Source organism: Candidatus Nitrosarchaeum limnium BG20, assembly GCF_000241145.1.
Classification (GTDB): domain Archaea; phylum Thermoproteota; class Nitrososphaeria; order Nitrososphaerales; family Nitrosopumilaceae; genus Nitrosarchaeum; species Nitrosarchaeum limnae.
In genome coordinates this window covers 1-25,814 of record NZ_AHJG01000034.1, presented here as the reverse complement: position 1 = coordinate 25,814, position 25,814 = coordinate 1, and the positions used below count along the sequence as shown (strand labels likewise).

General features: G+C 32.7%; 33 protein-coding genes, 1 tRNA gene and 1 pseudogene. 12 read left to right on the top strand and 23 right to left on the bottom strand.

Annotated features, from left to right (window positions below; all coding sequences use genetic code 11):
• Window positions 1–92: pseudogene (locus BG20_RS01385) on the bottom strand (transcriptional regulator); the annotation flags it as partial.
• Between the two features lie 190 nt (window positions 93–282).
• Between BG20_RS01385 and BG20_RS01380 the strand changes: the two are divergent.
• Window positions 283–945, top strand: a complete 663-nt coding sequence (locus tag BG20_RS01380; RefSeq protein ID WP_007402815.1) for a 50S ribosomal protein L1 — start codon at window positions 283–285, stop codon at window positions 943–945.
• The gene (locus tag BG20_RS01375; protein ID WP_010189917.1) at window positions 938–1,804 is read left to right on the top strand and encodes a 50S ribosomal protein L10; all 867 of its coding nucleotides are present in this window, start codon (window positions 938–940) and stop codon (window positions 1,802–1,804) included. Before BG20_RS01380 ends, BG20_RS01375 begins: the two co-directional genes overlap by 8 nt.
• Here BG20_RS01375 and BG20_RS01370 read toward each other — a convergent pair.
• The 4 genes from BG20_RS01370 to BG20_RS01355 form a co-directional block, all read right to left on the bottom strand.
• Window positions 1,801–2,439 (bottom strand): trimeric intracellular cation channel family protein, encoded by a 639-nt coding sequence (locus BG20_RS01370; RefSeq protein WP_010189914.1) that lies wholly within the window; start codon window positions 2,437–2,439, stop codon window positions 1,801–1,803. The genes BG20_RS01375 and BG20_RS01370 overlap by 4 nt on opposite strands.
• An 82-nt stretch (window positions 2,440–2,521) precedes the next feature.
• On the bottom strand, window positions 2,522–2,818 hold the full coding sequence (gene rpl12p / locus BG20_RS01365) for a 50S ribosomal protein P1 (protein ID WP_010189912.1): 297 nt from the start codon (window positions 2,816–2,818) through the stop codon (window positions 2,522–2,524).
• Window positions 2,819–2,884: 66 nt separating this feature from the next.
• Entirely contained in the window at window positions 2,885–3,394 is a 510-nt protein-coding gene (locus BG20_RS01360) for a hypothetical protein (RefSeq protein ID WP_010189910.1), read from the bottom strand.
• 192 nt (window positions 3,395–3,586) lie between these two features.
• Complete coding sequence (locus tag BG20_RS01355) at window positions 3,587–4,459, bottom strand: class I SAM-dependent methyltransferase (RefSeq protein WP_010189907.1); 873 nt, start codon at window positions 4,457–4,459, stop codon at window positions 3,587–3,589.
• A 94-nt stretch (window positions 4,460–4,553) separates the two neighbouring features.
• Between BG20_RS01355 and BG20_RS12955 the strand changes: the two genes are divergently transcribed.
• The 3 genes from BG20_RS12955 (at window position 4,554) to BG20_RS01345 (ending at window position 6,571) form a co-directional block, all read left to right on the top strand.
• Window positions 4,554–4,808: a hypothetical protein gene (locus BG20_RS12955; protein WP_238527437.1), complete on the top strand. Its 255-nt coding sequence runs from the start codon at window positions 4,554–4,556 to the stop codon at window positions 4,806–4,808.
• 98 nt (window positions 4,809–4,906) lie between these two features.
• Entirely contained in the window at window positions 4,907–5,749 is an 843-nt protein-coding gene (locus BG20_RS01350) for a hypothetical protein (protein WP_238527436.1), read from the top strand.
• 3 nt (window positions 5,750–5,752) lie between these two features.
• Window positions 5,753–6,571, top strand: a complete 819-nt coding sequence (locus BG20_RS01345; RefSeq protein WP_010189905.1) for a SirB1 family protein — start codon at window positions 5,753–5,755, stop codon at window positions 6,569–6,571.
• Here the strand turns inward: BG20_RS01345 and BG20_RS12585 are convergent.
• The 4 genes from BG20_RS12585 to BG20_RS12950 form a co-directional block, all read right to left on the bottom strand.
• A complete protein-coding gene (locus tag BG20_RS12585; RefSeq protein ID WP_007402833.1) occupies window positions 6,568–6,738 on the bottom strand; it encodes a hypothetical protein in 171 nt (56 codons plus the stop codon). The genes BG20_RS01345 and BG20_RS12585 overlap by 4 nt on opposite strands.
• Window positions 6,739–6,812: 74 nt before the next feature.
• Entirely contained in the window at window positions 6,813–6,974 is a 162-nt protein-coding gene (locus BG20_RS12580) for a hypothetical protein (RefSeq protein ID WP_007402834.1), read from the bottom strand.
• A 169-nt stretch (window positions 6,975–7,143) separates the two neighbouring features.
• Window positions 7,144–7,593: a hypothetical protein gene (locus tag BG20_RS01340; protein WP_048096964.1), complete on the bottom strand. Its 450-nt coding sequence runs from the start codon at window positions 7,591–7,593 to the stop codon at window positions 7,144–7,146.
• A 167-nt stretch (window positions 7,594–7,760) separates the two neighbouring features.
• Complete coding sequence (locus BG20_RS12950; RefSeq protein ID WP_010189901.1) at window positions 7,761–8,333, bottom strand: hypothetical protein; 573 nt, start codon at window positions 8,331–8,333, stop codon at window positions 7,761–7,763.
• A gap of 370 nt (window positions 8,334–8,703) precedes the next feature.
• Here BG20_RS12950 and BG20_RS01325 point away from each other — a divergent pair, with 370 nt between their 5' ends.
• On the top strand, window positions 8,704–10,578 hold the full coding sequence (locus tag BG20_RS01325; protein WP_010189899.1) for a sensor histidine kinase: 1,875 nt from the start codon (window positions 8,704–8,706) through the stop codon (window positions 10,576–10,578).
• A gap of 35 nt (window positions 10,579–10,613) precedes the next feature.
• Window positions 10,614–10,979: a response regulator gene (locus tag BG20_RS01320; protein WP_010189897.1), complete on the top strand. Its 366-nt coding sequence runs from the start codon at window positions 10,614–10,616 to the stop codon at window positions 10,977–10,979.
• Here the strand turns inward: BG20_RS01320 and BG20_RS01315 are convergent.
• Window positions 10,976–11,824, bottom strand: coding sequence for a hypothetical protein (locus BG20_RS01315; protein WP_010189895.1), 849 nt, complete (start codon window positions 11,822–11,824; stop codon window positions 10,976–10,978). The two genes, BG20_RS01320 and BG20_RS01315, sit on opposite strands and share 4 nt — an antisense overlap.
• 213 nt (window positions 11,825–12,037) lie before the next feature.
• On the opposite strand from BG20_RS01315, the gene BG20_RS01310 reads away from it, so the two are divergent.
• On the top strand, window positions 12,038–13,030 hold the full coding sequence (locus BG20_RS01310) for a hypothetical protein (RefSeq protein WP_048096962.1): 993 nt from the start codon (window positions 12,038–12,040) through the stop codon (window positions 13,028–13,030).
• A gap of 104 nt (window positions 13,031–13,134) precedes the next feature.
• On the top strand, window positions 13,135–13,308 hold the full coding sequence (locus BG20_RS12575) for a hypothetical protein (protein ID WP_193352996.1): 174 nt from the start codon (window positions 13,135–13,137) through the stop codon (window positions 13,306–13,308).
• 609 nt (window positions 13,309–13,917) lie between these two features.
• Here BG20_RS12575 and BG20_RS01300 read toward each other — a convergent pair.
• Together BG20_RS01300 and BG20_RS01295 are read right to left on the bottom strand one after the other, a co-directional pair.
• Window positions 13,918–14,001, bottom strand: a tRNA-Ser gene (locus BG20_RS01300).
• Between the two features lie 32 nt (window positions 14,002–14,033).
• On the bottom strand, window positions 14,034–14,780 hold the full coding sequence (locus BG20_RS01295) for a metallophosphoesterase (RefSeq protein WP_048096965.1): 747 nt from the start codon (window positions 14,778–14,780) through the stop codon (window positions 14,034–14,036).
• A 103-nt stretch (window positions 14,781–14,883) separates the two neighbouring features.
• Between BG20_RS01295 and BG20_RS01290 the strand changes: the two genes are divergently transcribed.
• Entirely contained in the window at window positions 14,884–15,915 is a 1,032-nt protein-coding gene (locus tag BG20_RS01290) for an isocitrate/isopropylmalate dehydrogenase family protein (RefSeq protein WP_010189887.1), read from the top strand.
• 15 nt (window positions 15,916–15,930) lie between these two features.
• Here the strand turns inward: BG20_RS01290 and BG20_RS01285 are convergent, their stop codons facing one another.
• From BG20_RS01285 to BG20_RS01235, 11 genes are all read right to left on the bottom strand, one after another.
• The gene (locus BG20_RS01285) at window positions 15,931–16,470 is read right to left on the bottom strand and encodes a HemK2/MTQ2 family protein methyltransferase (protein ID WP_048096961.1); all 540 of its coding nucleotides are present in this window, start codon (window positions 16,468–16,470) and stop codon (window positions 15,931–15,933) included.
• Window positions 16,445–17,152: a ribosomal RNA small subunit methyltransferase A gene (locus BG20_RS01280; protein WP_010189880.1), complete on the bottom strand. Its 708-nt coding sequence runs from the start codon at window positions 17,150–17,152 to the stop codon at window positions 16,445–16,447. Before BG20_RS01280 ends, BG20_RS01285 begins: the two co-directional genes overlap by 26 nt.
• The gene (locus tag BG20_RS01275) at window positions 17,149–17,715 is read right to left on the bottom strand and encodes a DUF655 domain-containing protein (protein ID WP_010189879.1); all 567 of its coding nucleotides are present in this window, start codon (window positions 17,713–17,715) and stop codon (window positions 17,149–17,151) included. Before BG20_RS01275 ends, BG20_RS01280 begins: the two co-directional genes overlap by 4 nt.
• 20 nt (window positions 17,716–17,735) lie before the next feature.
• The gene (locus BG20_RS01270; protein WP_007402852.1) at window positions 17,736–18,059 is read right to left on the bottom strand and encodes an RNA polymerase Rpb4; all 324 of its coding nucleotides are present in this window, start codon (window positions 18,057–18,059) and stop codon (window positions 17,736–17,738) included.
• 2 nt (window positions 18,060–18,061) lie between these two features.
• Window positions 18,062–18,361, bottom strand: a complete 300-nt coding sequence (locus tag BG20_RS01265; protein ID WP_007402853.1) for a hypothetical protein — start codon at window positions 18,359–18,361, stop codon at window positions 18,062–18,064.
• A 53-nt stretch (window positions 18,362–18,414) separates the two neighbouring features.
• Window positions 18,415–19,470, bottom strand: coding sequence for a dual-specificity RNA methyltransferase RlmN (rlmN, locus tag BG20_RS01260; protein ID WP_010189878.1), 1,056 nt, complete (start codon window positions 19,468–19,470; stop codon window positions 18,415–18,417).
• A 102-nt stretch (window positions 19,471–19,572) separates the two neighbouring features.
• Window positions 19,573–20,763: a DNA repair and recombination protein RadA gene (radA, locus tag BG20_RS01255; RefSeq protein ID WP_010189876.1), complete on the bottom strand. Its 1,191-nt coding sequence runs from the start codon at window positions 20,761–20,763 to the stop codon at window positions 19,573–19,575.
• Between the two features lie 85 nt (window positions 20,764–20,848).
• On the bottom strand, window positions 20,849–21,031 hold the full coding sequence (locus tag BG20_RS01250; RefSeq protein ID WP_007402857.1) for a 30S ribosomal protein S30e: 183 nt from the start codon (window positions 21,029–21,031) through the stop codon (window positions 20,849–20,851).
• 41 nt (window positions 21,032–21,072) lie between these two features.
• Window positions 21,073–22,797, bottom strand: a complete 1,725-nt coding sequence (locus tag BG20_RS01245) for a B12-binding domain-containing radical SAM protein (protein ID WP_010189872.1) — start codon at window positions 22,795–22,797, stop codon at window positions 21,073–21,075.
• Between the two features lie 52 nt (window positions 22,798–22,849).
• A complete protein-coding gene (locus BG20_RS01240) occupies window positions 22,850–23,662 on the bottom strand; it encodes a dihydroorotate dehydrogenase electron transfer subunit (RefSeq protein ID WP_010189870.1) in 813 nt (270 codons plus the stop codon).
• Window positions 23,646–24,557 carry a dihydroorotate dehydrogenase gene (locus BG20_RS01235; protein ID WP_010189868.1) on the bottom strand — a complete coding sequence of 304 codons (912 nt, stop codon included), beginning with the start codon at window positions 24,555–24,557 and terminating at the stop codon, window positions 23,646–23,648. Before BG20_RS01235 ends, BG20_RS01240 begins: the two co-directional genes overlap by 17 nt.
• A gap of 87 nt (window positions 24,558–24,644) precedes the next feature.
• Here BG20_RS01235 and BG20_RS12945 point away from each other — a divergent pair, with 87 nt between their 5' ends.
• Both BG20_RS12945 and BG20_RS01230 read left to right on the top strand, forming a co-directional pair.
• On the top strand, window positions 24,645–24,791 hold the full coding sequence (locus BG20_RS12945) for a hypothetical protein (RefSeq protein WP_010189863.1): 147 nt from the start codon (window positions 24,645–24,647) through the stop codon (window positions 24,789–24,791).
• Between the two features lie 49 nt (window positions 24,792–24,840).
• Window positions 24,841–25,814 (top strand): NOP5/NOP56 family protein (locus BG20_RS01230; RefSeq protein ID WP_238527435.1); only part of this gene is annotated, 974 nt, incomplete at its 3' end.

The window sequence follows — 25,814 nt, the reverse complement described above, 5'->3', positions numbered from 1 at the left end:
CTATACAAAACAGATGCGTTGATTCCAAGTTTTTTTGACAGTACAGGAACAGAAATGGAGCCGTCTTTAGTTAATTCAAATAGCAGTTTCATATCTAATTCATCAAATTTCTGCAATGTGTTCGGAAATTGAGATTGTGATTTAATAAATGTAAGTTTAACAATGATTTTACTTCAGAATTACAATTATCAGCAGTAAAAAGTGTAAATTTTTAAAATAAAATACGATTCATAATTTGCTGCTCTAAACGATTTTAAGTAGGCTTTCTCGAAAAGCCTCATAATGATCACAGAGGCAAAAATCGCGGAAATGATTCAGAAAGCCAAAGAAGGCACTAAACAGAGAAAATTCAAGCAATCTGTGGAATTAATTATGGTATTCAAAGATATTGATGTAAAAAAGGGCTTTGCACTAAACGAAGTAGTTCAACTCCCAAAAACTAGTTCACCTGCAACAGTATGCATAATGGCAACTGGAGACATGGGTCAAAAAGCAAAAGAGGCTAAAGCAGATGCAGTTGTAGGGTCTGCGGAACTAGACAAATTTGCAGCAGATAAAAGAACATCTAGAAAATTCATTAACAAATATGATTTCTTTTTGGCAGATACTCAAATCATGCCAGTAGTCGGTAAAGTCTTGGGTCAACTTTTAGGTCCAAGAGGAAAAATGCCAACGCCAGTTCCATTTAACGCATCAATTGAAGCATTCCTAACAAGATTTAGATCATCTATCAAGGTTAGAGCAAGAGCAACATTGGCAATGTCATGTAAAATTGGAGACGAGTCAATGGATAATGCAGATTTAGCAATTAATGCACATGCAGTGATTAGTGCAGTAGAGAAAAAATTACCAAACGGAGAAAAAAATCTCAAAAGAATAATCATCAAAACCACAATGGGCAAACCAGTAAAACAAATCGAAGAGGTCAAGAAGAAACATGCATGAGAATAGAACCCAATATCCAAAAAGAAAAACTGTAATGTATCAGCAATTAATTGAGATGCCAAAAAAATACAAAGTAGTCGCACTTGTAAAGACAGAGAAAGTTAGAGCATCACAATTATTACCATTAAGAAAAGCACTCAAAGGACAAGTAGAGTTTGTTTGCGTTAAAGATAGAGTTGCACAAAAAGCATTAGAAAAATCAGATATTCCAGGAATCAAAGGAATCTCAGATGAATTAGTAGGTCAGTGTCTTTTCATATTTACAAACATGTCACCATTTAAGCTAAACGTGTTATTAGCAAAAAACAAAATTATGATGGCAGCAAGAGGAGGAGACATTGCAAGTGTAGACATTTTAGTGCCAGCTAAAAACACCGGAATTGCACCAGGTCCAATGCTTACAGAATTCAAAGAAGCTGGAATTCCAACAAAAATTGATCAAGGGACAATTTGGATTCAAAAAGATACCACCCCAGTAAAGAAAGGCGGAGTAATCAATGAAAAATTAGCAGCACTTTTGGGTAAATTAGATATTAAACCAGTAGAGGCAGGAATTTCACTATATACAGCCTTGGAAGAAGGTCTAAAGTATACATCAGCAGAATTAGTAATCGATGTAGAAGCTGTCAGAAATGCATTTGCACAATATCACCAAGAAGCATTATCACTATCAATTGAAGCAGCATATGTTACCAAAGAAAACATCAACCAAATTTTGGGCAAGGCAGCACAACAGGCACGTTCATTATCAGTAGAATCAGGATTCATGACAGATGATACAAAAGAGCAAATATTACAAAAAGCCAATGCTCAAGCACAGTCTCTTGCAAGTAAAGCTAAAGACTACGCTCCTGCTTAATCCAAACTTCCTTTAGCTTTAGGCAAATTCCAGTTAAACTTCATTGCAACTAGTCTTAGTGCAGTGGTAAGGACTATTCCAATTACTGTTGCAGAGTACAATTCTCCTCCAAAGTACAACATCAGATAGAAAACAGAGATTCCAATAAAGCTTGCAGAGATGTAAAACTCTTTGATAAAAACAATAGGAGTGTGAGATACAATGACATCTCTGAGTATACCACCACCTACTGCAGTAAGTATTCCTGCAAGCATTATAGCTAAAAGATTCAATCCAACTAGATGATATGCAAATGTGGCACCGATAATTGAGAATACTCCAAGCCCGATTGCATCAAACTTCAAAAATAGATTCCAGTGTTTTTTCAGATGGGAATAAAGAAAGAAGATGCCAACGCCAGAGATTACTGTAATTGCTACGTATGCCGGATCTGATAAGGAATTTGGAAATTGTCCTAAAACAATATCCCTGATTGTCCCTCCTGCAACACCAGTAATTGTTGCAAGAAGCATAATTCCAACAATATCGAACTTGTGTTCAATTGCTTTGAATGCTCCAGTGACTGCAAAAGCCATCGTACCGAAGAGATCAAGAATGTAAATGAAGACTTGACCTGAGATCGTAAAATCAACCAATTAAAATCAAAATGAAATTATTGTTAATTAAGATTGATGTAAGTTAAAAAATTAAAATTAAATTTAAAAAAGAAAAGTACTCTTAACCAAAGAGAGAAGATAGTCCTTCCATTGCGGCTTCTTCTGTTTTACTATGATCAACTGGTGCTTCTTTCTTTGCTTCAGGTGCTGCGGCTGCCGGACCGGCTGCTGCTGCTACTGCGACTGGAGCGGCTTTGATTGCTTCTTCGATGTTAACATCAGCCAAGGCTGCAACTAATGCTTTAACTTGAGCATCATTTACTGTAGCGCCAGATGCTTTTACAACTGAGCTGATATTTGCCTCGTTAACTTCTTTTTGTAGCTTGTGAAGAAGTAAAGCAGCATAAACGTATTCCATTGTATCGAGATTTTCTTAGGGCATAATATAAAACTATGGTGAATTATATATTCAAAAACAGAAATTCTAGTTTAAAATTTTTAGACTTCGGCAAACAGAATAAAGCGTTCTTTTTAGATTTTTATCAACTAGAGTTTCCATTCTATGTTTTAAAACGCGTTTTGCTTCATCTCGTTCATTACCTGGTGGCAATGACAATACATTGTTGATTAATTCTGGAAGAGATTCTCGAATCCAACCATCAAGCATCGCATATACTTTTGGTGGTAAAATATCACATTTGTCCTTATCCAGATCTATTACTTCGGCAAAGTTCTCATGTTCAACTCTGTAAACTAGAGCCAAGACAACATTATCAGGTGTTGGATGTTCAAGAATTTCAGAAGACCTGGAACCGGTTTTACCTTGAGCAATCTTGTTTTTCAGACCAACTGGATTTACAATTACTCCGTTGATGCCGAGTTTTCTTCCGTCTACTCCTGTTATTACTCCAAAGATAAAGTCATAAAAGTCTCCATTTTTCTTTGTAGAAAAGACATGTACTCCTTCCTTTAGTGTAGGTTTTTTCCCAAACATGATTAGATACTATCATGTAGTGTATTTATTGCTATCAAACCATACAAACTAGTTCTATTTTGAATCATATGTTGGTAAAAGCATTGTTTGTTAGATAGAGTAAAATATTTTTCTAAACGATATATGATGTAATTGGTTTACTAATTGCATAAAATTAACAGAAATATCACATATGGAGAATATTGATGTAATTCATTTTTTTGCAATTATTAAATCCACTTTATAATTAAGAGTTGAACGGGGGTTAATCTTCAGATTCCATGTCAAATAGGATGGTTTTTTTGTTTTATTTGTAATTTGAAATCCCAAATCACTGAGACTAGATCTTAATGCCATATCATCAAGAGGTTTTTTAATAGAACTTTTTCCCCTATCAAAATCATATGGATCAGATATGACAAAAGTACCATGTTCAATTTGTTTTGAAATATGTTCAAGCAGTTCTTGCGGTTCTATTAGTTCTAAAACATTTAACGCTAGAATAAGATCAAATTTTATTTTTCCAAAAACATCAGACATTAAATCGGCTACAAAATAATCTAAATTTTCTTTTTGGGATTTTTTTGCAACACTAATAGCAGAAAAAGATCTGTCAATTCCAAATACAAGATTGTTATGATTTGCAAGATATTTAGAAATCGTTCCAATAGAGCAACCATACTCTAAGACGAGTTTTGATTTAACAAATGAATTTAATTCATTTTTAACTATGGAATAGAATTTTGATTTTTGACTACTTTGATAGATTCTACTCCATCTTTCTTCAAGAGATGTTCTATCACTTGTTTGTCTTTTAGAATTAATTAGAGAATCTTTGATAAATTTTTTCATTTTTTGATTAGATGAAAAATGAAATAATTTACCTCCAAGTTCAATACGCTCCGAGACATATTTGGAAAAATCATCCCAGATGATCGGAATTTTTTTAATTATTGGAAAATACAAAGAACATTGTATGCATTGTAGTAATCCTTCATCAATCTCAGTTTCTTGTTTAAATACATCAAGTTCTAATTTTGAACCACATCGAACACATCTTAGAAAATCTAGACTAAATTCATGCATGATATACCAAAGTGATCGATTTAGAACTAATAATTTCTTTTACCTCCTAAAAGAGGAATAATGTTAAATGTAGTATTTGGCGATTTTATGCAAAATGGGGGAATTTGAGGAATTTGCAGAGGCATTATTTGGACAATTATCTGTAGAAATCAACGAAGAAAAGGAAATTACCAAATTAGCAGAAATGGCAAAAGATGATCTATCATTTAAAGTAAAATTTGATGATTTGGAAAAAATTGCTCATGATGTTTTTCCCGTACTTAGAAAAAAAGTTGAGGAGTTTTTGGATATTAAAATATCAGATAATTTAAAAATGAAGTTTCCCGAACTGATAGAATTAAAAAATTAAAAGGAGAAAAAGTATTTTCAGATGAAAAATCAAAAGAGTACGTAAGAGAGTTATTTTCTGCTGTTGCAAATGAAGATCTGAACAAGATTGCAGATTTGATGAAAAAAGATACTGCAAAATATTTGGTATATTCCACATATGCTATTCAATATATTTCTAAAATATCAACTACATATGGGGATTATTTGGATTCTGTGATGTATCTTAACAAGTTTGTGTTATCCAGATACCCTCAAATTATCTTACACAAACAAGGAGAACCATACGAATCAAGATTTTCAAATGTTAATTCAGGATACATAGGAGCTGTTAAAATGACTGTATTAGAAGAACAAATTCATTCAACTCAAGAAACATTGCAGAAATTAAACAGAGATGCTGCAACTAAAGTTAATTTAATCAATGAAGAGTTGGCAACGATTATTTTAAAATTAGACAATCAAATAGTGAATGAACTTTCTGAATATTTACAACTTCAAGCAGTTCCAGATGATTTTCCATTTGCAAAAAAAGCTAACCTATTTTTCTTTTTGAATCCTGATCATTTCTTAATTGAGCAAATAGGTCCTGACGTAATGACGTTCACTCATGTAGAAATAGATCCTAAAATTTCAGATAAAATTCCCCAATTACTAGACATATACAAAAGATGGTTGATCCCAATTCAACAACATCATGCAGCTTTTACAATTATGGAGGGAATGGCAGGATTTGCAATAGAAAACATACTAAATGATGACACGGATTTTCAAAACTATCTTACAACCTTTATGGGCACGGATTTCTCATCGTATCAGGTAAGAAAGAGTATGGGAAGAGACTTTACTAAAAAAATCTATGAGAAATTAGGGAAAAAAACATTCAGACAGTTAATTGAACATCCACCAAATACAAGAGAGATCAAAGAGCCACAATTATACCTCAATAGGATTAAACCATAACAATTGCAAGAAAAATTTGATCCACTAGTTGCAGAATGGTTATCATTTGTAAATAATCCAAATTTTAATTTAGTTGAAAAATGTCTAAAATTTGCGCAGATTCTTGAATATCCTGATCTAAACATTGAAGAATACATTCAAAAGATCAATGTAATTGGAAAATCATTAAAAGAAACAATTAGTGATGTAAAAAATCCCACATATCTAATTTCAATTTTAAATGAGCATCTTTTTCAAAATTTAGGATTTAGTGGAGATGGTGATGATTACTATAATCCAAAAAACAATTTCTTAAATGAAGTAATTGATAAAAAATCAGGACTTCCGATTACAATATCAATATTGTATGTAGAAATTGCAAAATTCATAGGATTGGATCTTAAAATAATTGGATTTCCAAGTCACATTTTAGTAAAATATAATGAAGAAATGATTTTGGACCCATTCAATGATGGAATGCTGTTAGATGTAGATGATCTGCAAGAAATTCTAGATGAAAATTTTGGGGGAGAATTAGAATTCAAACCTGAATTTCTAGATAGTATTGGACATGAACAAATTTTAGTTAGGTTAGCTAGAAATTTGAAAAATTCGTATGTTCAATCTTTTGTATATGATAAAGCACTTAGATGTACAAACATGGTTCTAGCAATAGAACCTAATTCACCAGACGACATCAGAGATAAAGGAATACTAGAAGAGAGATTATTGAATTCAGATACTGCATTGAAATATTTGAATATGTATTTAGAGATCAATCCAAATGCAGAAGATGTAGATTTTATTTTAGAATTAATAAGAAGTATAAAGACAAAAAATTAATCGATAATAGAACTAATATCTTGTCCTTTCTTAATCATTGATATCTCATGTCTAGCTATTTTGTTTCGCAGTGCTCGTTTAAGAATATCAACTTCGCTTCTAAGTAGTGCAATTTCATCTTCAAGTTTTGCTACTCGCTCATAGATTGTTTCAGCTTCTGAACTCATGATTATCTATCATAAAAAAATTGTCTTAAAAAGTTATGGGTAAATATTTTGATGGGGTGGTTAGTTTTTTGTAACTACAATTCAAATTCTTGACGACATTTCTCACATTTTCCCCTTTCTTGACCAGGAGGACCAAGAAGGAAAACCTTACCAATAGTCTTGCATAAAGGACACATTCCAGTCGTAGCATTTTTTGGACCAGTACGTATAATCTTCTGAGTTTTTCTACGTCCCATATTCAATACTTCTTAAATCGGTCTATTAAGTTTAATTTTTCTTCAATGAGTATCAGAATAGGTGAACACTGAATTTGATAGTAATTTGTACTTGAAAGATACGATAAGAATTAAGCATGTAGAGTCAGGCATAATTGGAATATAGGTTCAAAAAGAATGAAAATCAAAATCAGAAAAGCACTAAATTATTTAGATGAATCAAAGAACCCATTAATTTGGGTAGGGATTTTTGGTAAGAATCCATCATAATATTTGCAAAATTTTCAAAGGAATGCATTGCAGATGTTTGCATCTTAATTTGTTCATCAAGAAATCTTGTACTTAATTCTATATTTTCAAGATATCTGTTTTTTATGTATTCAGAATTGTCTTTTAGCTGTTTTAGGAATCTATGGTCTATGTTTAATTTATCAAAAAATTCTTTTTCATTGATGTAGCATGTCCCATAAATATTATCAAACACATGAAGAAATTCAGCATATAGATTAGAATAATTTTGGAGAAATGAAGGAATTACAGATTCGTGTTTTCGAATTATCTCAGATGTGTTTCCTTTCATTACATCACATATGGAAACATGTTCCACATTCTTAATTTCACTAGGGGTCTGAGAAACCACATCAAATTATAAGTACACTAGAATTTAACTTATTCTTAAATTGAAATGAATGATTTAAAAGAAATAATAAAATATCAAACCATATCAAAAATTTATGAAATAATAAAAAAATAATTTTTTGTAGACGAATTAAAAAATATTATAAAAAGAAAAAAGATTCAAAAAAATCAGAACCTAGGAACATATCCAAGTGTATTGTATAGTTGTACTAGTCTTCCAATATATTGATCCTTTTGTGCTTTTGTACTAGTTGGTAATTTAGCTAGGATGTTTTGAATTTCATTTACTGCATCACCTTTGAGCAACATTGTTGCACCAAGAGTTTTACCGTCATTGGCTTTCATTACTGCTCCATAGAAAGAACATTTTCCTTTTGCGATTACACTGTTTACTCCAAGCAATACTTTTTCCATATCAGATTTAAGTTCAACCGTTGCAACTGCTAGTGGGTAATCTGTTGCGCATACTTTTACAATATAGCTCCAATATTGAGATCCTTTTTTGTATGGTTGCACAACTAATTTAGTCATGTACTTGTCTACAGAACCATCACTACTAGTGTATGATACAGTATTGCTAGCGGATAATGCAGCTTCGCTATTTTGTAGCGGTGCAAAGATCAAAGAACCAACTATTACAGATAATGCAAGGAATATTATTTTTTTATTCATATATTCACCACCTTTTGGACCTGATGAGTGTGCAGTATTGTCTTTGCAAAAAAAATCAGAGTACTGCAAGATAGATGAGTACCTGTGATGACATCTCTTTGGCAATGAAGACATTTCCTAATTGTTGCTCTTTTACAAACCAGGCATACAGCAATAGGAGCCAAAGGACCATCACAGTTTTCACATGCATACAAAAAATTACATGGAAAATTCGAAGATGTAAAATTTTCTTGTCTACTTTCGGGTCTGGAGACATTTGATAAGTCGGGAGATTTATGGCTCATTGAAAGAAGACTTTGATTTTGTTCTTCGGTACTACTCATTGAAGGATATCTGTTAGTTTGATATTAGTGAATAACTTACAATTTGTGGCATGCCTTAATTGTATCAATTTTTAATACAGTTTAAATCATTGAATGTCTGTTTTGTTGTGAATTAATTGAATTTATCTACAACTCTAGTCATAGGAACATTTCTGATCTTTTTGATTTTTGGAATTTATGGTTATTACTCTTTTACAATTTCTATTCAAGAAGTAAATAAATTACTTGCATCAAGAAATGAAGGATTTGCATTTAACATGATGCAGGATCTTGATGAATACATAGATAAGAGAATTGGCGACTTTAAACAAATTACACAGATACCCACTGTTCAAAATTCATTAAAAGAATCAAATCTAAAGTTTTCACAAATCAAAAACATAGAACAGATAATCAAACTGCAAGATACTATTAACAAGGAAAAAAATCAACCATTTATTGGATCTAATGATATGAAACTGACATCTGAATTAACAGATGTAATAAATTTCTATAAATCAGAATATGATTACGATGTAATATCTGAATTATACATCACAAATGCATATGGGGCAAACATAGCAATAGGTTCTGGAACTTCAGAATATAGACATGATGATGAAACATGGTGGCAAGAATCAAAGTCTAAAGGAGTCTACATTGGAGATGTGATATACGACAAAGAACATAAGAACTATACTACTACAATAGGATTGAGAATAAATGACGATGAAGGAAATTTCATTGGTATTTTGAGTGTGTCATTGACATTAAATGATGTAATACATGAGTTTATCAATGATGCAGAAATTCTCAGCACTATACAAAATAGAACAATACTTTTGGTTAATGAGAAAGGACAGATAATTTACTCTGATGGCATTCAAGATTTTAAAGATTCAAAACCTATAGATTATTTTGACAAGATAAATTCTTTAAAAGATGTAGGTACAATAAATATTTCTAATAATAATGATGATCCAAGACTAATTTCCTTTGCAAAATCGACAGGATATAAACAGTTTGAAGGTTTTGGATGGATTACAATAGTAGACCAAACAAGTTCTTCTTTTACTTCAGAGTTTGTTGATTTAAAAAATTCTTTCCTTGTCATTTCAGGCTTGGGAATGATATCATCTGTGATTATTGGCCTTACTTTATCATATTTTATTTCTCGTCCATTACGATTTCTTAGTCAAATGGCAAAACAGTTCTCTGTTGGAAAGTTTGATTTAAAATTTAGAGGTTCAAAAATTTCTGAAATAAACATGATCGGTAAATCATTTAATTCAATGGGTTTATCACTTGAAAAATTAATTGAAACTGAAAAAAAATTAGCTGAATCACACGTAAAGATGAAAAATGAGCGATTGGGTGCAATAGGACAACTTTCAGCAAGTATGGCTCATGATCTAAAAAATCCATTAGCTACAATTAAAACTTCATCAGCCATAATCCAAAAACAGGGTAACAATAGCGATCCTGAAGTTGAAAAAGCAATTCAAAGAATGAATAGAGCAATATTTCGAATGTCTCATCAAATTGACGATGTACTTAATTTTGTAAGAATGACTCCTATGAATTTATCAGAGAAAAAAGTGGCTGAAATCATCAATTACGCCATAGATTCATTGGAGATACCTAACAACATAAAAATTGAAACTGAGAATTTAGACGTTATAGTATTTTGGGATTCAAAAAAAATGGAAACGGTTTTTGCAAATATTATTTTAAATGCAATTCAAGCAATTGGTGAGTCAGGTGGTAAAATTCTCATCAAATCTAAAAGGATTAATGATAAAATTGAGATAAAAATATCAGATTCAGGTCCAGAAGTAGCTGAAGGAATATTGGAAAAAATATTTGAACCACTTTTCACAACTAAAGAAAAAGGAACAGGGTTGGGATTGTCATCGTGCAAAAATATCATAGAACAACATGGTGGTACCATCTCGGCTTCAAATAATCCAACTACATTTACAATAATACTTCCAGAAAAGACGATAAATTAGTAAGAGATTTTAACGAAAAACAAAGAATATAGCCGTTGAGTCAAAAGAAAGTAATTCTCATTGTCGATGATGATGTAGATCTTTTGGAAAATACTGCATTTTTGATCAAAAGTGCAGGATATGACGTTATTATGGCTCAAAATGGGGCTGATGCGGTTCATAAATACAAGGAAACAAGACCTAACCTAGTCTTGATGGATGTAAGAATGCCTATACTTGATGGGTATGACGCATTTTTTAAAATTAAACAATTTGATACCAATGCCAAAGTTATTTTAATTACAGCATATGCTCATGATGAAAAAAAACACATTAAAGCAAAAAGTCTTAATCTAATTGATACAATTTCAAAACCATACACCATAGAACATCTCGAAGAGGTTATTGCAAAATATAGTTAGGATTTGAGATTCTTTATCTGCTTGAATCTATTTGTATAAAATGAGATGGCCTCATCAACGAATTTGTAATACCATTTTTTTAGAGCAAGATCATTGTCAAGCAATTTTTTCCACTGTTTTGATTCGTTGGTATTTGATCTTTTTGAAGGGATCAAAAGATTAGTGTAAAACCAATAAGATATCTGATCTGCAAGATCTTCTTCATTTATCTGCTCAAAATTATTTTGATACTTGACATTAAGATATGTCATTAATTCATAAATTGGTAAAGCAGTGATATTTGAGATTTGAATATTATCCATAAACATTCCAGAAGCCAAACTCTTCAGTCTGTCAGTATCGCTTCCAATCATGGATTTTAGATATTTCCATCTACCAAAAATCTGCGGTAAAACATCTGCATATTTTTCAGCCATTTTTTCAAGATCTTTTTCTGATAGATTGATCACATCAAGACAATACAGTATTCCATGTAAAGATAGTCTGTAAAGATCTGCGGGGGCTTTTTGGATATTTTTTCCATCCTTTACCACTAGTCCAATATCAAGTAACCCCATTGTGTGTTTTCCTCTAGCCATTCTTCCAACTAACAATCGCCTGTAGTCTTTCTCTTGAGATCTTATGTTGGATGTGTCAGAAAGATGAGTTTTTGCCATTCCCCATGTAGTTAGTTTGCCATTAATTGCTAAAATCTCAAGTAATCTTTGTACATTTTCATGATGTTTTGGTCCTTTTTTATTTCTAAAGGAATATTGTCCAAAAACACGTTGAGCCGAAGGTCTTGTATATTGCTTATAAGCTAAAAGATTCCCATAAACCGCTCCTTGCTCTTTTACTGAAGGCATGCCACAGAACAATATTTATCATCATATAATGATTTACAAAGTAAATTCATGAGTAAAAATTCAAAAAGAAGCCTTTTGGATTATCGGGATTATTTTGATAAAACGATTACAGTGATTTAGCATATTTTATGAACATTTTAGTAATTTCTATTGGAATTGGCATGATTAATTTATGAACAATGTTTATCAAGTATTGAAAAGAGGTTTTTTTGAATGAAGTCAATTCTATTGTTATTTCTGGTTTTAGCAATGATTTATCCAATAACTGTATTTGCAGAACCATCTATTACATTAGATAAAAACTCCTACGTTATAGATGATGTCATTAAAATTTCTGGTAAAGTTGTTTTTGATGCAAATTCATCAATTGTAATTCAAATTCGAAGTACATCAGATATTGTTGCAATCAAACAGTTTAGCCCTTCAAAATCGGGAACGTTTTCTACTAGTTTTGATGCTGCAGGTCCAAAATGGACTCAGTCAGGCACATATACTGTAATTGTCTCATATACAGGTGAAAAATCTGAAAAGACATTCAATTTTTCTGCAGTTAACATATCTGAAAAAAATGAAATCAGTAAAACAGATCAGATCAAAATAGAAAAGAATCAAGAAAATAATAAAATTCAAAAACCAAATCTAAAGATTTCAATGTCAGATTTTCCAGATCCTGCATTATCACCAAATTATTACATTAATCTATACAATACAGATTCTGTTTTTAAGAAATTATTTGATACAACATTTCCAGGTTATAAAATTCAGGAAATAGTAGGATACAAACCAACCAATGTTGCAGGGTTCCCTGATCCTAATCTATCCCCTCAATATTACATAGACAGGTATTCAAATGAGCCAAGATTCAGAATTTGGTTTGATTCACAATTTACAGATAGAACAATCTACGATATTATAGGAATGTCTGATAATACAAAACCATCCATACCAAGCTGGATTAAACAATATACTCAACTTTGGTCAATAGGTGAAATTTCAGATTCTCAGTTTGCTACTGGAATTTCAGAATTGATTCAAAAAAAGATACTTTTGATTGATGATGACATAGTAAAAACATCAAATCAAGACAGTAGTATTCCAGGTTGGTTTAAGAATGCAGCTTTATGGTATTCAAAAGGAATCATTACTGAAGAAGATTTTCTACTAGGATTACAGTATTTAATTGAAAAAGAAATTATCATAATCTAAACATCATTAGTAAAGTTTTCAAATTATTATAGATAATTTTAGATACAAGGCATGCCACAAACAAGAAACTAATCTCTAATATCTAAAAAACTTGAGAATTTTGAATGCAACAAACACAATATGTTCAAAAAAGATACTCCGAGGCTACAAAAACTCTGGTTAAAAGATTACCAGTAAAAGAGGACGGAAAATTTTACCCTGAGATTGTTTCACGACAAAATACATGTGCTATGGACATGATTGGATTGTCATGGGTATTATTAGAGTGTGATTACTAAATGTCAATCACTTCAATTAAATTTTCGGTGAAAAAAAATAAACTATCCAAACCCATCTTTAGTAAAAAAAATCAAGTGATCTACAAATGATTTGTAATTGTGACATGTATCTTTTAGAATTGGAATGGCATGATTTATGATAATCAAACAAAATCAGGTACAAGTGAGATATCTAAGAAAAAATAAAAACTACAAAACGTCAAACAACTTTCATTACAGAAATAATTTTTATGAAAATACTTTCTGGATATGAAGAAATTTATTGTAATAATTTTATTTGTCATGATCTGTTCAAATTATTTTACACATGAATCAGTGGCTAAAATACCATTAAAAAAAACAGATGAGATTAGATGTACACATATGTATGAAAAATTCAAAAAAATGGGCGAAGAAAAATTCATCAAAAGATATCCCGCATATCCCATTATGGATACATGTTTGAAATTGTATCATGATCCTAATTGGAGTTTTATAGGAAAAAATACTATTGTGAGTAAATATTTACCAAATGTCAAGAGTAAGTTAAAAATATGAAATACTATACATGTGAATTAATTCCTGATTTTAAACAAATTTAAAAAAATTATAATAAATAGAAACCAAAGGCGCGGGGAGAGGGATTTGAACCCACGAGTCATTGCTGACATGGGATTAGCAATCCCACGCCCTACCAAGCTAGGCGATCCCCGCACAGATTGCCTTGAATTAATCTGTAAATAAATTCATTCGTCACCAAATTGGTGATAATTAGTCACAATATCATTGAGTTGGATTCTTTTTCCTCCCACTATTTTTAGATCCACGTTAATTGATTTATTTGAAATGGTGATGATATTGTATGTGTTTTCAAATAATCCTCTAACCCTTTCAGATGTTGCAGTTCCAGCATTTACAACCATGAGTTTGCCAAAATTCCATTCCCATGGCCTATGCTTATGTCCACACAATACAAGATCAACCCCAGTGTCCAAGATAGTTCGCAATACATCTCCTGCGTCAACTACAGTGAGCTGATCAGAACCAGTATCCGGAATTGCAATGAGATGATGATGCATTGCCAGAATCTTTACTTTGTCTTTATATTTTTTCATGGTTCGCTCTAACCATAGATTTTGACGGTATCCAACTTCACCTTCATTTCTATCAGGACGTGCAGTTCCTAGTGTAACTAAGACTACATCGTCACTTAATTCATTTATTGCCTCAAATGGAAAAAATTTTTTGAATAACAGATAACCAGTATTCCTATAATCATGATTTCCGCTAATTGTAATAATTTTTTTTGATTTGAATTTTGTTAATAATTCTTGACATCTTTCATATTCATGCATTAGACCTTCATTAGTCAAATCACCAGTAACAACTATAACATTAGGATTAAGTTGATTTACTTCATCTACTAGTTGATCAAATTTATCTTGAAGAAATTGAGATCCTACATGAAGATCAGATATCTGAACAATTAACATTTTTCTTATTTTGATCAAATCATCTAATAAACTATCTCTAGAAAGTGAAACAGATTCAAAAAGTAAGGTAGAATTAAATAATAACAATTTCAAAATCTCATAGTTGAGCAAAAAGGCTGCAGTAATGCGAGGAGATGGGATAGGACCAGAAGTGGTAGACTCCATGCTCAAAGTTTTAAAAGAATGTAATTCTCAATCAGAGATAATTCTCTGTGACGCAGGCTCAGAGCAGTGGGATAAAAACGGAAGAAAAGACAAATCATACATTCCAGATGCAACAATGAAAATTTTAGAAGAATCAGATGCATGCTTTAAAGGGCCTACAACAACAATACCAGTACCAGATGCTCCAAGAAGTGTTGCAGTAACGCTACGTCAGAAATTTGAACTATACTCTAACATTAGACCTACTAAAACATTTGATAGACTTACTCCAAATAAAAAATTAGATTGTGTTTGTTTTAGAGAAGCCACAGAGGGTCTGTACACAGGTATTGAAGTAAAAATTACTGATGATGCTGCCATAGCAATTAGAAAAATAACAAGGCAGGGATCAAGAAGATTTATGAATTCTGCAGTTAATTGGGCAAAAAAATACAATATGAAAAAAATGGTTGCAATAACTAAAAGAAATATCTTAAAACAAACAGACGGAATATTTTGGGAAGAAGTACAAAATGCAATTAAAGGTACAGATATTGCACTTTCAGAAATATACATAGACAATATGGCACAACAAATGGTAGTTGCCCCAGAACAATTTAATGGTGCAGTCTTAGTAAGCACAAATTTGTTTATGGATATTATTTCAGAATTAGCATCAGGACTGGTCGGTTCAATTGGATTAATTTACTCTGCAAATATGGGTGATAACTTTGCAATGTTTGAAGCAGCTCATGGTAGTGCACCTCAATTTGCAGGACAAAATAAAGTAAATCCAACTGCTACTGTACTTTCAGGTGCTTGGATGGCCGAATATCTTGGAGAATCTGAGATAAGAGATGCAATTTTTGCAGCCACTGAGCAAGTGATCAATGAAGGAAAGACAGTAACCTGGGATATTGGAGGTAATGCAAGTACAACTCAAATGACTGATGCCATCATTACTTACGCAAAAGCAAAACTACGAAAATAAAATCAGTACAATCTTTTACTTGTTTTTAATAGCCTCAACTAGAATTAATTCCTCAAAGAATAGCTTCTTTTTTGCCAGAATTTTTGGATTGAGACCTAATTTTTGTGCATAATCCATTAGTTTTTGATAATCAGAAAGTGATGAAGTAACAAAGAGAAATTTACCGCCAACTTTGATATTTTTGTAAATTGAATCAAATATTTTTTTAGGAATTTCAAAACCATCTATACCTCCATCAGTAGTGGCATCTAAGACTTGATCAGTTGCAAGATATGGGAGATTACACACAACCAGATCAAATTCAGATTTTAATGCATCTGAGCCATTACAACATACTAAATTTTTTGTACTGTATGTTTGATTCTTTAATACAATAAAATTAATGTCAGTCCCAACAACAAAGATAAAATTTTTAGCTAAGAGTTTTGTTAGATATCCAGAACCACTTCCAACATCTAATGCAGTTAATCCATTTTCTTTTTCTATATAATCAGCAATAAAGAAAGTATCTTCAGCTGGAGAATACTCTTCATCTCTCAAGAATTTCTTTTGCAAGATCAATTATTTCATCACCTGAAAGATCATCTAATCGTTTATCCATTAAGGTTTCCTTTCCAAACTGCTTAAAGATATTTTGGATTGTTTTTCTTCTATACGAAAACATTTTGTTTAGAACATTGATGAGGTCTTTTTCAATTGATTTTTTTTTAGTGATTTTAAGAACTACAGAATCAACTTTTGGGGGAGGAGAGAAATTATTCTTTCCAACATTTAGAAACTTTTCAATCTCAAAAACATAGTTTGTAATTATACTAACAGATCTTCTATTTTTTGTAGATTTTGTAAGCAGTTTTTCTGCAAATTCTTTTTGTACCATTATTACTCCATGAGAAAAAGGCGTGATTGCAAGCCACTCTATCGCTTCCTTACTTTTTGAATATGGGAGATTTGATACAAAAATTGAAAATTTGTCTTGTTTTTGAAATCCATCTCCGAATTCAACAGTTAGATTATCAATGTGAGAAAAACGAGATTTTGCATTTTCATATAATTCTCTGTCGGCATCTATAGAAATCACTTTTTTTGCTTTTTCACATAACAGAGGTGTAAGAATTCCCAATCCAGTACCTAATTCAAAAACGATATCATTTCCACTAATGTTAGCCTCAGAAACTATCGATTGTGCTATTGAGTTGGATGTTAGAAAGTGTTGACCCAGTCTTTTACGTTTAATCATTTTTTGACAAAGAGATTCATTCTACTCTCACCAGTAATTTCATGCATGATTCTCTCTGAAATATGTCTTATTGGTTCTTTGAATCCAACTCTTTCTTGTAAATCAGCATAACTTTGAAATTTTTTCTTTTCTCTTTCTTCTATCATTGTTTTCATGTATGTTTTTCCAATTCCAGGAATTAACTCAAGTGCATGAATTCTTGGAGTCAGCGGTTGTGCATTGTTAAGATATTCTACAAATCTTGTCTCATTATTAGTGACAATGTTTTCAACAACTCCAGGTAATTCACTTTGAGCAGATGAAGAAATTTGTTCATACTCCAATTTTCCCAAGACAGAAAGTATTTTTGTTCTTCCTTCTTTGCCAATGTAGATTCTTTCACCAACATCAAATGTAGAATTTGGAACTCCAAGAACTTCTAAAATTGTAAGTCTATCTTCTCCAATTGCAGTGATAATAATTCCTTCACGTCCACGTACAGTAGAAGACTTTCCTCGAGGATTGAAATCTAAAACATATGCGTACTCCTCGTACTTTCTAGGTGGGGATTGAGCCCTGTGCAAAATAAATTTCTCCTAGAAACTTAATGCCCCTTAATTATTTTGAGCATTTTTTCTAAAGTTTCAGCAAGAATGAGTTTTTTCCAACCAAATGTAAATGAACGAAGTTCAGCTAAACTCGTAGGTCGAATATTTACAATTTCAACAGCTTCTTCTTCAGTTAAATCACAGTCTTTCATTAATTGTTTTTTCATTTCTTTAGCATCTTTAGGATCAATTTTTACAAATTTTGAAACATAATCATATGTCCAACGCTGAATTTGATCCATTTCCTCAACATCTACTTTACCTAAAATTTCTTTGACTTCAGAAAGAGAAATGCTTTGTTTCTTTTTTATCTCTTCCATGATTATACTCCGAATGGTTTGATATGATCTAATCTAGTGATTAAGGTTTTTGTTTTATCCCCTAATTTTACGTCCAAAGTAATTGCACGTCTACCAACATTTGTTATTTTGCCTACTTTTCCATGATAACGTCTGTGAGGTAATCCTTTGTGTTGTCTTGGATCGATAATAACAAGGGCTTGTTCGCCTTCATGGTATTCTCGAAGTAGAAAAGATACGCCTCTAGGAGCTGTTTTAGTCATTACAGCCCTTGCTTTGTGCTTAAATCCATGTGAACGACCATGTGATTTCTTAGTTGCCATATCTGAGTAGATTCCCTAATGACCCTATTTTAACACTTACGACTAGAGTTGCACTAACCAAGAACATCGGTTCGAAGTTGTCCACATGCAGCAGAAATTTCAGTCCCTTTTTCTACACGTACGGTACAATTTACACCAGCAATGTTTAGTATTCTTTCAAATTCAAGTACGCTTCTTTTAGATGGGCGGTGAAAATCGCCTGCGGTAGGATTTAGAGGAATTAGATTAACATGAGAGCCATTACCATCTAGGAGTAAAGATAGTTCTTTTGCAATTTCTGGGGAGTCGTTAACACCTTCAATTAGTGCATATTCAAATGTAACACGTCTTCCTGTCTTTTTGAAATAACGTTTTCCAGCTGCAATCAAATCATCTACAGAGTGGGGTCCTGCTGTCGGTACTAATTTTTGGCGAAGTTTATCATTTGGAGCATGTAATGATATTGCAAGACCTATTTGAAGATCTTCTTCAGCTAATTTATCAATACCAGATATTATACCAATTGTAGAAATTGTGATATTTCTTTGTCCAATTCCAAAACCTCTTGGGTGTGTTAGTAAACGAACAGCTCGTATTGTTTCATCATAATTTACCAATGGTTCTCCCATTCCCATAAATACTAAGTTAGTTACATGTTGTCCACGTTTTTCAAGGAGTTCTGCAAAATGAATTACTTGTGCTACTATTTCTTCGGCTTTGATGTTACGTTCAAATCCCATTTGTCCTGTTGCACAAAAAGTACATCCCATTGCACAACCGACTTGTGTTGAAACACAAATTGTAGATCTTGGATGTCCATTGATTTTAGATGGAGGGTATTGTATCAGAACTGTTTCAACAGGAGTTCCATCTGCAAGATTCAGAAGAAGTTTTGTTGTATCACCGTCTTCACTTACAACACGGTGTACTTCAGTTGCAGAACCAATGACATATCCTTCTTCAGCAAGTTTATCTCGCATCATAGTTGGCAGCTGTCGTATTTCTGATATGTTCTTTGGAAATTTGTAATAAAGTGGATAAAGAATTTGATCTGCACGATAACGGGGTTGGCCCATATCTATTATCATCTGTTCCATTTCTTCAGGTAGTAAACGATAAAGATCTTTCATGTGACTACTTTAGCAATATTGTATTATAATTTAATCAATACTCAAAGACACTTTATAATGAAAAAATAATTTATTGTTAAAAATAAAGGAGAAAAAGAAGAGTTATTCTTCTAGTAACTCAAAGTCATCAGAATCAGCATCTTCTGTGGTTTGAACTAATTCCAAATTAGAAGATTCAACTGCAATCTCTGGTTCAGATTCTTTTTCTTTTTTAGTTGTTTTTTTGGTTTCTAGTTCTAGCTCAGAAGATTCAACTGCAATCTCTGGTTCAGATTCTTTTTCTTTTTTAGTTGTTTTTTTGGATGTCTTTTTAGTAGTCTTTTTTTCTGCATCCTCTAGATCCATCACACCTGCTTCACCTAAAGCAAAGAGTACTTCTTCTTCAGGATGATGGGGACTATCAACCATTCTTGCAATTCTTTTCTTTCCTGATTTTTTAAAGTAAATTCTGTATGTACTTGTGTGTGCAACTACGTTTCCACCTATTGGACGAGTTGGGTCTCCAAAGAAAACATCAGGAGATGCCATGACTTGATTTGTTGCGATTGCAGCACAATTGTAAGTCTCAGCAATTCTGGATAACATGTGTACAAAATGATTTAGTTTTTGTTGTCTATTTGACAGTGTACCTCTACCCAAGTATTCAGCACGGAATAATCCAACTGCAGAATCTACAACAATTAGTTTGATGTTGTTTTCTTCAATTACAGGTCCAGCTTCTTCAAGAATTAATGTTTGATGTGCACTGTTGTATGCACGTGCAACAATTATTCTATCTAGAACTTTTTCAGGATCCATTTCGTGTGCTTGTGCAATAGATACAATTCTTTCAGGTCTAAAAGTATTTTCAGTATCAATGTACAAAACACCACCATCTAATCCACCTTCTGTTTTTGGTTTTTGAACCATTACAGAGAGTGTATGTGCAAATTGAGTTTTACCTGAGCCAAATTCACCATAGACTTCTGTGAGTGCTTGTGTTTCAACACCACCATCAAATAATGTGTCAAGACAGTTAGTACCAGTTGTAATTTTACCAATATCTTGTCTACGTTTGTAAACTTCGGTTGCTGAAACGAAATCTCGTGATAACAATCCAGTTTCAACCAAATATTGTCTTGCTTTGTTGACAATTTTTTCTGCAGTATCTTTTTCCATACCAGTTATTTCTGCAATTTCCACAGGACCTCTTACGATAAGATCCATAACATTGTGTACTCCTGCATCGGATAATTTTCTAGTAGTTACAGGACCTACGCCCTCCAAACTATCTAATCTTAAATCTTCTACCATACCGTATGGTACGGTACTAGTACTTTATAATGTTATTGTTTTGAAAAATGATCGCAAAAAGATAATTTATTGTAATAGATTTGATTTAACGTCTCTTTCTTCTTTGACCAGGTTTATTTTGTCCTGGAAATCTACCTAACTCAAATCGTTTTTTGAAGTTACTCTTATTTCTAAGACTAGAATTTGTACCAACAATTTTTCTTCCTTCAACTTTAGGAGTCTGTCCTCTTACTTTACCTGCTTTGGTAAGTGAACCGTGAGTTGCCATATGCTACGTGAGTGGTATAGTAAATTTATGTATTTGTATGACTACCAATATTTGGTCTTAATAGTTTCAATTACTTTTTCATGCTCTTTACTTTTATTGCGAGCATATCGTTCCATCGCACCTAGAGGAATACCACCGAGTGATCTTGCAATGGCATTAAAGAAATATCTCTGTGGTCCTTTGGCACCTGTCTTTGTCATGAATTTTTGAATTCCATATTTGAAATTATGTTGCCAGGTTTTATAGAGAACACCCAACTGTGCAGGAGTCATTTCATTGCCAATATTAAAGAAATCAGATTTTTCAAGTAATCCAATTGGAACAAACGTTAAAGCTGTAGCAGTAAACATTGAATCTGGTTGTTCATGTTCTAATTCAGAAATTAAACGAATGGTATCCCATGAATCTTCTGGTTGTTCATCATTATCAAGACCCATAATCAAAGTGAATGCAGGAATCCAATAATCCTTATTCAGAGTTTTTACACCTTCTTTTACTACCCAGTGCCATTCACTTGGATCATATGGTGCAAGTTTTCTATCTGCGTATTTTCCAATCAATCTCAAACTTCCAGTTTCAAACCCAGCTTGTATTCCAATCATGTTATCAGGACTAGATTTTATTATTCTTGAAAGATTTGGAATAAGTTTTTCGTCAGCTATTGCACCAGCCAAAGTACCATGAGTTGGATTTGTATGTCCTACGCCTGTAGACATGATTGCAGTAAATAATTCCTCAAGGGCTTCTCTATTTGGTTCCATTCCTTTAGCAGTTCTCGGATCCATACCATAAACAAAAATATCATCACTGTGGATCCAAGCAGATTTTGCTCCTCCTTTTTTGATGTTAACTTCAATTTCACGTTTGACTTTTTCTGGAGAGTAATATCTCAATGAACGTAATGTAACATCACAGAATTTACAACCTCTTCCACATCCTCGCATCACTTCAACCATACCATGCATACTTGGCTCTACAATTTCTGGAATTTCATCTAAATCCGGTCTGTCCCAAAAATTCACAAATCTTCCATGAATTTTTTTTCCGTTTCTTTCAAATTCTTTAATATTTACTTTAAAGTCACTTCGTTTTCTAAATGGATCCATATTTTCAAAATCACCATTAATTAGATAATTAAAGAATCTACCAGCATGTCCGTCAATTTCAGGAGCAATGCCACCTAGTTCTCCTTCTAAGATAGCATAGATTCCAAATTCTTCGATTTTTTCAGGATCATAATTGTATTGCCAGGTTCCAGATGCTCCAGAAATTACCTTTGCTTTACTACCTGTTTTTTGTTTTGCAACTTTAATTCTACGATGTAATTCTGCATTGTAAAATTCATCATATGATGTTTGTTTTCGTCCATACGTGAATGTCATGGTGACGGGTCCCATTCCCAGTGGATCCATCTCATATGTTCCGATAACTTGTGTGTCAGGTCCAATGAATTTTTCAATATGATCTGGATGTGCTACAACTACATCCTCTCGTCTAAAACCATCTCTTAACAAACCAGCTTCAACTTTTCTTAGTCCATATGGGGCATAATTTGCCACACCGTTTGTGTGAGGGATGTAATTGCAAATAAAATCAAATAGAATTTTTGGGGTTACCTGATTTCCTAGAATTTTATACAAAAGACTGTTTTTATCACGATTGGGGTCTAATGCAGGTGCACATCCAAAGAATGTAGCTAAGGATAATCCACGATAAGGCGACATTAAAGTACGATCTGCGGTTAATACAATTTTTGGGGTACCCAATGCTCTTCAACGCAATAATTTATTGATTTATTTTAAACCTTGCTGGTTAAACTTAATAATTTTCTAGAATTCCAGCCTTATTTCTATGAAATTGGCCAAATTCTTTGTTTGACAATAAATGAGCCCCATCAAACACAGTACCATCTCTACAAACCAAATCTTCACCCATACAACAGCTTCCACATATTCCAACACCACATTTCATCATGCGTTCAAGACTAGCTTGAACAAACAATCCTTTTGAATGAGATATTTGCACGGTTTTATACATCATTTTTTCAGGTCCACATGTATACACTCCATCAAAGTGACTTCCCGCAACTAGTTTTTCAACCATATCAGTAACAAACCCTTTTTCACCATATGAACCATCATCAGTAGTAACAATTACTTTATGAGTATTATTTTTTAACAAATTATTTGCTAAATTTTCAAAGAATACTTCTTCTTTTGATTTTGCACCAATTAAAACAGTTACATCATCTTCTGGTCTAACATAAGTTAGCAATCTCATCATCGGAACTAGACCAGTTCCACCCCCAACAAGCAAAAGTTTTCCTTTCTTTAAATCAAATGCGTTACCATATGGTCCCCTTACACCAATTTGTTGACCTACTTTAACATTAAACAAACCAGTTGATGCAGTACCATGCTTTCTAACGGTAAATGCAGCTTTACCTGATTCTTGAGAAATCATTACACTCATAGGTAATTCATTGATTCCTGGAATCCAAACCATTGCAAATTGTCCTGGCATGACAGAAGACATCACATCATCAGAGAATATCAAAGTTCTAACAGTAGGAGTTTCATCAATTACTTTTTCAATAACACAAATTTTTGTATGATTATGATTTCTTTGCAAGTCCCACCATCTCATCTAATTTGGAATATCCTTTTCTTTTCATATATCGAATAATTCCATCGTTAATATCATTAAAAACATTTAACCATCTATCGCCAATTGCACTACCCAGCTGAATTGCAGAAGCCCCTCCCAAGATGAATTCAATCGCGTCTTCCCATGTAGATATTCCACCACATCCAATTATTGGAATATCATATTTTGATGAAATTTCATAAACACATCTCAATGCGATTGGTTTGATTGGAGTACCAGATAACCCACCAAATTTATTGCTTAGGATAGGTCTTTGAGTTTCAACATCAATTGCCATTGCTCTAACTGTATTAATTGCAGTAATAGCATCAATTCCAGAATCAATTGCAGTTTTTACAGTGTTTAGATAATGTGTAGTACCCAAACCTACTTTGGCAATGACTGGAACAGTAGTAGAATTTTTTACGGTACTGACAATTTTTTTTACTAGTTCAGGATCATCACCTACTTCAAGCCCTACTTTAGCAACATGAGGACAAGACAAATTCAATTCGTATGCAGTAACTTTGCAGTTTTTAAATTGGCTGACCATCATTTCAAAGTCTTCAGCTATGGAGCCTACAAGACTGACAATAATTGGAACAGTGGTATTAGATTCTATCATTTTTGCAAAATTGGGAGCACCTGGATTTGACAGACCTACGGCGTTAATCCATCCACCTCCATTTACACTGAAAATGGTAGGATTTGGGTACCCATCCCAAGGTTCGGTACTAAGGGATTTAGTAACTACGGCACCTGCCCCTGAACGATAAAGTCGATTAAAAACATCCAAGGAAATGCCTAATATTCCTGAAGCCAACATTACAGGTCTTTCTAGTTGAATTTTTCCTATAGAAGTAACTAGGCTGGGCTCCACTTTGAATTTCATACGCGGTTTAGAATATAATAGTTGATTCGCAGGGTTTCTAGTACCTTTTTAAAAGGAGACTTAGAATCAGCTATATTGTATTCTGTAATACTAACAGAATTGGGAATCGTGGTTTTCAAAGATGAAAAACTGGAAAAAACATTTCCTTTCAAAGATTCGGTTAGAGAATATATCTCTGTAAAAAAAGGAATCCAAATTAAAAGAACTTGTAGATTATCTTAGTCCACTTCAACGAGGAATCACTGTAAGTGATGAATCTGTGATGACATTATTGAAAAAAAATTCCATAGATGCACAGATGATGGAAGAAAAAGAATTGGAAAGCATTCAATCATCAAAACCACAAATAATTGTTGATGCTGGATTTGCTCAAAGCATTCCTGATGCATTAACAAAACTAAGAGAATTTGCAATGGGGTTATCATCATCAAAGGTAACAGAAGTTTCAGAGAGTCCAGATTTACATATCATTCAAGCAATTAATTCATTAGATGAAATTGATAAAATTGCGAATGGTCTTAGTTCAAGATTACGAGAATGGTATGGATTACATTTTCCAGAATTAGATAATATAATCGACAGTATTAATGGATATGCACAGATTGTTTTAGCAGGAAAACGAGATGCATTAACAAAAAAAGTATATGAAGACGCAGGATTTCCAGAATCTAAAGCAGATATGATATCTCTACTTGCATCAAAAAGTAGAGGAGGCGATATTTCAGAAGTTAATTTAACAATTGTACAATCAATTGCAAAACAAATTTTAGATTTTCATGATTTACGAAAAAAATTAGAATCACATGTAGAATCTGAAATGCAAACTGTTGCTCCAAATCTTTCAGCTATTCTAGGTGCTGCCGTAGGTGCAAGAATATTAGGAAGAGCCGGAAGCCTAAAAAAATTAGCAGCAATGCCTGCAAGTACTATTCAGATTATTGGTGCAGAAAAAGCACTGTTTAGATCCTTAAAGACAGGAGCACAACCACCAAAACACGGATTGTTGTTTCAACATGCAATGGTTCATGCTGCTCCAAGATGGCAGAGAGGGAAAATTGCCAGAGCGATTGCTGCAAAAGCAGTCATTGCTGCAAGAGTGGATGTATACGGTGAAGGTATCAACAAGACATTACTAGAAAAACTAAACGTAAGAGTAAATGAAATCAGCAAAAAATACGAAAATCCTACTGAGAGAGAAACAAGAAAACCAGAATTATTCAAACGTGAAGGTAGAGAATCTAGAAG